This is a genomic window from Bradyrhizobium sp. LeoA1Lang (genome assembly GCF_055413685.1).
Map to the genome: position 1 here is coordinate 52,362 of NZ_JBVAPG010000033.1, position 8,285 is coordinate 60,646.

General features: G+C 59.7%; 6 protein-coding genes and 1 pseudogene. 1 reads left to right on the forward strand and 6 read right to left on the reverse strand.

Translation table 11 applies throughout. From position 1 onward, the window contains the following. The first annotated feature begins 5 nt into the window (after positions 1 to 5). On the forward strand, positions 6 to 1,040 hold the full coding sequence (locus ACZYOF_RS14190; protein WP_463716134.1) for an ABC transporter permease: 1,035 nt from the start codon (positions 6 to 8) through the stop codon (positions 1,038 to 1,040). A gap of 55 nt (positions 1,041 to 1,095) precedes the next feature. Here ACZYOF_RS14190 and ACZYOF_RS14195 read toward each other — a convergent pair whose 3' ends face one another. The 6 genes and pseudogenes from ACZYOF_RS14195 to ACZYOF_RS14220 form a co-directional block, all read right to left on the reverse strand. Further along, positions 1,096 to 2,898, reverse strand: coding sequence for an NAD(P)/FAD-dependent oxidoreductase (locus ACZYOF_RS14195; protein WP_463716135.1), 1,803 nt, complete (start codon positions 2,896 to 2,898; stop codon positions 1,096 to 1,098). Positions 2,899 to 2,983: 85 nt separating this feature from the next. Further along, on the reverse strand, positions 2,984 to 4,060 hold the full coding sequence (locus tag ACZYOF_RS14200; RefSeq protein WP_463716136.1) for a 2,3-butanediol dehydrogenase: 1,077 nt from the start codon (positions 4,058 to 4,060) through the stop codon (positions 2,984 to 2,986). A 79-nt stretch (positions 4,061 to 4,139) separates the two neighbouring features. Further along, positions 4,140 to 4,616: a hypothetical protein gene (locus tag ACZYOF_RS14205; RefSeq protein ID WP_463716137.1), complete on the reverse strand. Its 477-nt coding sequence runs from the start codon at positions 4,614 to 4,616 to the stop codon at positions 4,140 to 4,142. Between the two features lie 116 nt (positions 4,617 to 4,732). Beyond that, entirely contained in the window at positions 4,733 to 5,200 is a 468-nt protein-coding gene (locus ACZYOF_RS14210) for a hypothetical protein (protein ID WP_463716138.1), read from the reverse strand. Between the two features lie 230 nt (positions 5,201 to 5,430). Beyond that, complete coding sequence (locus ACZYOF_RS14215) at positions 5,431 to 6,219, reverse strand: SDR family NAD(P)-dependent oxidoreductase (protein WP_463716139.1); 789 nt, start codon at positions 6,217 to 6,219, stop codon at positions 5,431 to 5,433. Positions 6,220 to 6,393: 174 nt separating this feature from the next. After that, positions 6,394 to 7,951, reverse strand: a pseudogene (locus ACZYOF_RS14220) (sigma-54-dependent Fis family transcriptional regulator). Between the last annotated feature and the right edge of the window lie 334 nt (positions 7,952 to 8,285).

Consider the following 8,285-nt stretch of genomic DNA (forward strand, 5'->3'; position numbering starts at 1 on the left):
AAAGCATGGCGACCAGCGAAGGGGTGACTGCAACAGTGCATCGCGGCGGACAGCGTAGCGCGGCTGCGATCCTGCGCTCGCAGATGCGCAACATCGCGCCGTTCCTGACCCTGATCTGCCTGAGCGGGTTCTTCGCGATTGCGAGCCCCTCCTTCGCGACCCTCGACAATCTCGGCAACATCCTGACGCAGGTCTCCGTGACCGGCATCATCGCCGTCGGCCTGACCTTCGTGATCCTGTGCGCAGAGATCGATCTCTCGATTGCAGCCATCGCCAACGTCACCGGCATTGCGGTTGCCTATTTCACGCTGCAGGAGTCCTATGTGAACATCGCCAATGTCCCGCTGCCGGGCTGGGCGGCGATCATGCTGTCATTGGCGCTCTGCGCACTGCTCGGCCTCGTCAACGCGCTGGGGCTGACCGTGATCGGCATCCCCTCCTTCATCATGACGCTGGCGATGATGCAGATCGCGGCCGGCATCTCGGCGCTGCTGGTGCGCGGCCAGATCGCCTACAAGGTGCCCGACCTGGTCACGACGCTCGGTTCCGGCTCGATCGGCGGCATTCCATGGATCGTGATCGTCGCGGCGGTGATGCTGCTCGCCGGCCACCTGGTGCTCACCTACACCCGCTTCGGCCGCTACGTCTACATGGTCGGCGGCAATCGCGAAGCGGCCGAATATTCCGGCCTCAACGTCAAGCTGATCCTCGGCAGCGTGATGGTGATCTCCGCGGTCTGCTCCGGCATCGCCGGCATGCTCGGCGTGGCACATTTCGGCAGCGCGCAGCAGAACGAATTCGACACCTACCTGCTCGATTCGATCGCCGCTGTGGTGGTCGGCGGCACCAGCCTGTTCGGCGGCCGCGGCGGCATCGGCAACACCATTGTCGGACTGTTCGTATTGGGCGTGCTCAACAACGGCCTCGACCATGTCAACATCGACAGCTTCCTGAAGATCCTGATCCGCGGCCTGATCCTGCTCGCCGCGCTCGTCATCAACGTCTATGCGCAGCGGCTGCGTGCAAGAGCGGCGGAGTAGCGAACCGATGGCGTGCGGCGACATGAATCGCTGCACGCCATCGCGTCAATGCACCTCAGGAAAGATGATGGACTTCCTGCAGGCCGTAAACCGGCGTCGCAAGTCCCTCCTTTCGGGCCTTTAGCTGCAATGAAAGATACTGGGAATAGTGGCGCGACTGGTGCAGATTGCCGCCGTGGAACCAGAGACCTTCCTGTTGCGTCGGTTTCCACATGTTGCGCTGTTCGCCTTCCCACGGGCCAGGATCCTTGGTCGTGTTGGAGCCGAGTCCCCAGCATTTGCCGACCTTGTCGGCCACGTCCTTGGAGATCAGGTCCGCGGCCCAACCGTTCATCGAGCCGTAGCCGGTGGCGTAAACGATCAGATCCGCATCCAGCTCGCGGCCATCATCCAACAGAATCGAATGCTCCTTGAGCTCGCGAACGTTCACGCCGCTCACCAGCTTGATCCTTCCATCGGCAACGAGATCGCAGGCTCCGACATCTATGTAATATCCGGAGCCGCGGCGCAGATATTTCATGAACAGGCCGGACTCGTCGTCGCCGAAATCCAGCATGAAGCCGGCCCTTTCCAGCCGCTTGTAGAACGCTTCGTCCTTCTTACGAATGGCGTTGTAAATCGGGATCTGGAATTCGTGCATGATGCGATAGGGGAGCGAGGCGAAAATCAGATCCGCCTTGCGGGTCGTCATGCCTGAGGTGACGGCACGCTCGGAATAGAGATCGCCAAGGCCAATTTCCATCAGCGAGTCCGATTTCACGATGTGGGTTGACGAGCGTTGCAACATCGTCACATCGGCCCCGGCCTCCCAGAGCGCCGCGCAGATATCGTGCGCGGAGTTGTTGGATCCGACGACAACCACCTTCTTTCCCTTGTAGGCGTCCGGTCCCGGATGTTGCGACGAGTGCTGCTGCTCGCCCTTGAAAACATCCTGCCCCCTGAACTTCGGGATGTTTGCCTTGCCCGACATCCCGGTCGCCAGCACGAGCTGTTTCGGCTTCAGCACGATCTCCTTGCCGCCACGCTCGACGACGACCGTCCACTCCTTTGCCCTCTCGTCGTACTTGGCGGATTTGCACGTCGTGGAACTCCAGTAGTTCAGCTCCATGACCTTCGTGTACATTTCCAGCCAATCGCCGATCTTGTCCTTCGGCGCGAACACCGGCCAGTTCTCCGGGAACGGGATGTACGGCAAATGATCGTACCAGACGGGATCGTGCAGGCAGAGCGACTTGTAGCGCTTGCGCCAGCTATCGCCCGGCCGCTCGTTCTTCTCGATGATAATGGTCGGCACGCCGAGCTGCCGCAATCGTGCGCCAAGGGCGATGCCGCCCTGACCGCCGCCGACAATAAGGACGTAAGGTTGCGTCTTGATGCCGAGTTCGGCGGTCTCCTGTTCGCGCTTTTCCTTCCAGGTCTTGCGACTAGGGTCGCTGCCGTGCTCGGCCCCCATGGGCCGCATCGGCCCTTTCGGCTCCTCGTGGCCTTTCAGTTCCGTCAAGGTCGTGAGCAGCGTCCATATCAGCCCGTTCTTCAGCCGGATATGGCCGTAGCCACGCGCCACTTCGGTCTCGAATTCAAACCAACCATCCGCGACGCCGTCGGCTTCGCTCGCGGGATTGCTTGGATCCTGACGAAAATGGCGCGGTTTGATGCCGGCGAGCTGCGTCGTCAACATCTCCCGGATCTGGCCCTGGCCTTCCATGGTGCGCAGGTTCCAGGTGAAGGCCACGAGATCGCGCCAGTAGCAGTCGGCCTGAAACAGATTCACCGCGACATCAATCTCGCCGCTGGCGAGCGCGTCCTCCAGCTTACCGAGGGCAGCCTCCACCTTGGTGTGAGGGCTATTGTCCAGCATAGTCGTCTCCTCTCTCTTGTATTTGGTAATGTCAGTCAATGCGGCGCTCGCCATGCCTGGCGAGCGACCGCGCCTTTCGCAGAAGCTATTTCGTCAGATCGATCAGGATTTTCAGATGCTGACCGGCAGGATCGAGCAGCACGTCGAAACCCTCTCCGACCGCCTGATCCAGCGTGATCTTCTTGGTCACCACCTTCTTCGCCGGAAGCAGACCGGTGCTGATCAGCCTGATAACACGCGGCCAGTAATGCGTCGGATAGGCCCACGAGCCGCGTATATCGATGTCCTTGAAGGTGACCTGGAACCAGTCGAGCGGATTTTCGTGGGGATGAAGACCGGTCTGCACCACCACCCCCTGCTTCCGCACCGCGTCCGTGCAAGCTTTGAGAGCCTGCTCGTTGCCGACGCATTCGATCGCGACGTCGCAGCCGACATTGCCTTCGCTCAACGAGCGGACCACATCGCCGGGATTGTCGCGCTTCGGATTAATGGTGACGACGTCAGGCAAGATGGACTTGGCGAATTTCAGTCGCGCGTCGTTGATATCTGAAACGAAAAGCTGAGCAGCACCCGCCGCCCGCGCAGCCAGCAGCGTCAATATCCCGATTGGGCCCGCGCCGGTTACCAGCACGCTGTTGCCTGCCGTCACGCCACCGCGGTCGCAGGCGTAGACGGCCACCGCCGTCGGCTCGACAAGCGCAGCTTCCTCATCAGTCATCTCGTCCGGGATCTTCTCAACGTTATATTCGTTGAGCAGGGCATATTCCGCCATTCCGCCGGACACCCAGCTCAGCCCCGCCAATGCAAGTTGCGAACTGAGATGAAAGAGACCGCGGTCGGCGAAATAGTCGCCGGAGCGTGGCATGATCAACGGCTGAACCGATATGCGGTCGCCCGGCTTTACCGATGTGACGCCCTTCCCGACCGCTTCGACCACGCCGCCGAATTCATGACCGAGAACCTGCGGCCCGCTGGCGCCTGTAAACGGATGCGGTTCGACGGGGATGAAGATCGGCCCGTAAGCATACTCGTGCAGGTCAGTGCCGCAGATGCCGACGAAGCGGTTCCGGATCAGCACCTGACCTGTGGCAGGCGTTTCCGATGGTATTGGAATCGTATCGACACGCAGATCTTTGGCTGCATGAAATCGTAAGGCTTTCATTCTTTGCTCCTGTAAGTATTTGCGTTGGTGGTTTGCTGCATATGATCGCGAGTTGCCCAGTTCGGCGCCTCTCTCATCCTCACGGGACATCGTCCCAAGAGCCTGGCGTCCTCTGTCCCTTCCAGAGATAGGGCTCAGCCAGGCCGTAGCCGAACAGCATCGGAACGATGAAGGACCAGTGCGTGCCCATGTAGCCGTAGGTGAAGGCTTCACTGATGTTGCCGAAAACCGGCCCGATCAGGTCGAACAAGAGTTTCGTCACCAGATAGGCGAGCAACAGGCAAAAGCCGGACGCCGCCAATCCACCCCACGGCATGGGAATCTGGGAGAACGGCCAGTTGTGAATGGGGATCAAAACGCCATAGGTAACCGAGCAGGCGACCATGAACCACAGCAGCCAGTATTGATCGTCGGTGAAGTATCCGATGGACCAGAAATTCCCGACGCCGGGCTTAGCGGAATCCCACAGCCCCAAGTAGCGGCTGACCCATAGGCAGAGAAGCACGGTCAGGAAGAGGATCGCCATCTGCGTAAACCCGCGACCCGGTTGTTTCATCCCCCGCGTCCAGTATGCGAGGAGTCCCGTAGCGGCCCCCATCTGCACGAAGGGAAACCACCAAGCCGGTATCCACCTTACCACCGAGCTCGTGACGAGATAGGTGCAGAAGCCGATCAGAGCCAGCAGAATGAAAAACTGCCGGTACGGCGGCATACCCGCCACGATCCAGTTCCACCCGTGAATGAAAAGAACGCCAGAAAGAAGAAGATGCATCCGACGATCGGAAATATCCAATCGGCGCCAAGCCCGCTCCAGTAGATCGACTTTGCCGATAGCCAGCCCAAGACCCACGAAGCTGCAACGATGACAAATCCGCGCGCGAGATTGCTCTTGATTCGATCAAACGGCCAGCCGCAACATACGATCGACAGCAGGGCCCACCACAGACTGAGCAATTGCCAGGTGACGTTATCTAGCCAGAACATCTGGCTGATCTGATCGCTGCTCCATGGTCCGATCGGCATCGCCTTGACGATCAGGTTGACGATGAAACACGAAAGAATGGTGAGCCCGTAGACCAACGCCAATCCCTTGACCGACGAATTTAGCCGGAATGGCGCAACCTCGATCGCATACTGCATGTTTGTTTCCCTCCTGGAGCCTTTCCGGCGTTGATGGAATCAACGCCGGGGTTCTGGTTTTTGTTTTGATGCGGTTTCTTCGCGAACCGCTTTCCACAAACGCACTAGTGTCCCGAGTCCAGAGTTCGCTTCATTTCACGGCGTCGCCTTTGCTAGTCCTTTCATTGCAGCGACAGAAAACGCCGCTCCATTTGTCGCGGCGAGGCCCGACGCCTCAGCTCGGCGCGACCTCAGATAAGAACCATGCCTCCGTCGACGACGAGACTTTGGCCGGTCATGTAGTCGGATGCGGATGACGCCAGGAATCGCGCAACACCACAGAGATCGTCCGCCGCGGATGGACGCCCGAGCAAAATCCCGGCAGAGAACGTCTCGAAGGCTTCGTTGTCGCGCGAGGTCAACCCCTCGTCCTTGAAGCCCTTGTCGATGAGCTTCCACATGTCCGTCGCCACGACACCCGGACAGATCGCATTGACGTTGATCTTCTGGGCTCCGAAGGCGCGGGCCGCCGCCTGCGTCAACGCCACGACGCCGAACTTAGAGGCCGAATAGTGAGCCAGCGGCTCATAACCCTGCTTGCCCGCGATGGAGGCGGTGTTGATGATCTTGCCGCCGTGGCCCTGCGCGATCATCTGCTTGATCGCCTCCTGCATGCAGATGAGAACGCCAAGACCGTTGGTATCCATGACCCTGCGCCAATCCTGTTCGGTGATGGACAGGAACGGCTTCGTCTGCGCTATGCCCGCATTGTTGAAGATCACATCCAGCTTGCCGTGCGCCTTCACCGTCGCGGCGATCATGGCCTTGACGCTGTCGCGGTCGGTGACATCGACGCGGACGGCGATCGCCTTGCCGCCTGCGGCGCGAATTCCTTCCGCGACTGTCGAAGCATTGCCTTCGTCAATGTCCGCGATCGTCAGCAGTGCCCCATCCGCCGCAAGGCCGCGTGCGATGGCTTCGCCGATGCCGCGGCCGGATCCGGTCACGACAATCGCGCGCCCCTCGAGATCGAATGACATGAACATCCTCCCATTTGCTGTTGCACTCTTACGAATGCTTGCAAATGAAAGGAGCAATCGCCGTGCCAACGGCAAAACCCGAAGAAATCCTTCGTTTTCAGGTGAAACAGGGAGCGCTACTGTTGCAAGGCCTGCAACAGATGCCACACCTGTTGCAGTCTCACCGCGACAACGTCAGGTAGGTTGGTTCAAACCGTATCGTTTGATTTGACGATGAACGGTGGACCGGTCGACACCCAGCCTGCGCGCGGCTTCCGAAACATTCCCGCCGCAGGCCGCAAGCACCGTTTCCAGCATCGTTTTCTGCGAATGCGGTTCTTTCGCCTGTGCGACGCCGGTCGTTTTCAGCAAGGCCTCGGGAAGATCGTGAGGTTCGATGACTCCATTTTGGCAGAGCGCCGCGGCGACTGAGATAACATTGTCCAGCTCACGGATATTGCCAGGCCAGGCGTATGCCTCAAGCGCATCGAGCGCTGCCGGGGACACGGCCAGCGAGCCTTCCTTCGCCCGATGCCTCTCCACGATCTTGCCCAGAAGCCACGCAAAGTCAGATCGCCCTCGCAACGGAGGCAAGAAAAGCGTTGCGGCGTTCAACCGGTAAAATAAGTCCTCGCGAAAACGTCCGTCCTTCACGAGCGTTTCGATCATGCGGTGAGAGGCGGAGATCACGCGAACATCGACCGGCTTCGGACGGGTCGCACCGATCGGCATCAGCTCCTTCTCCGCGAGCACACGCAACAACCGGCTCTGGAGCGGTAGCGGCATGTCACCGATCTCGTCGAGGAACAACGTGCCGCCGTCAGCCTCTTCAATCAGACCCTTGCGGCCCTTGGCGTTGGCCCCGGTGAACGCCCCCGGAACATGACCGAACAATTCGCCTTCGATCAACTGCTCGGGAATCGCCGCACAATTGACGGCTACAAACCTGCCCGATCAGATCGCCGGACTGGCGCCAGTCGCGGCTCACGGAACGCGCCAAGATCTTGGCGCCACCATTGGTCATCCCGATGATGCGTCCAGATCCGTCGATGGAAATGGCCGCCTCGGGATCGACGTCCAGAAATTCCGGCGACCGGGCGAAGCGCAGCACCCACTCCCGGCTTGCCTGCGCCATCAAGTTGGCTAGCTCGATACGCCGCACGGTCGCCGTGACCAGGTGCAACGCGAGATTCTGGCTTGCCTTCTTGATGGGAGAACTCAGGAGCGAAATGTCGAGCACCGCCGCGAGCGCCCCCCGAACATCGTAGATCGGCGCAGCAGTGCAGGACAGCGGCGTGTGCGTATTATCGAAATGATCGGTTTGATGAATGCTTAGCGCATCCCCACTTTCGATGCAGGCGCCGACGGCACAGGTTCCCGCCCGGGATTCCGACCACTCGGAACCAAGATAGAGCCCCGCCTTGCGCAGATTATTGTCGAACAGCGGATCTCCAAGAAATTCGACCGTCACGCCCTGGCGATCCGAGAGCAGCAGCACATAATTTTGGCCGGCGACCTGCCGAAACAGGTTCTCAAGTCCAGACCGCGCGATCGATATGAGTTCTTCCGACTGCTGACGGTGTTCACGCAACTCGGTATCGGGCACGATATAGGCTTCGCAAGCCTGTGCCGGATCGAGCCGGTGTTGGTTGATGCAGCGCAGCCAGCTCTGCACAACAATATCATCACGGTTGGTTGCCGCGCCGAGACTGACGCTTTCGATTTCGCGGATATGGTCAGAATGCGAAAACATGCGACAATCCGGGCTGCCTCCCAACGGCCACGACCATATTTTCTCTTTTTCCCAGGCCGGGCAGTCTGCACGAGTTTGGTCGAATGTAAACCTGCTTCCAGCGGGATCAGCTCGCGTCAAGCGCCTGTGTCCGCTGCATCGCACAGCAGCATTTTCAAACAGATCCGGACCGGTCACTGGACTAGCATTACAGTTGTTTTTTTAGTGGGTTTCTGAATCCATGGGCAACCATGATTCGAAGATCGTGGACGCAGGCAGCGTCGATTGAGGAGACGCTTGCGTTGTGGGCGGCGTCGCTTCGGGAGATCAAGAAGCGGATACGTCCGTTGTTCAG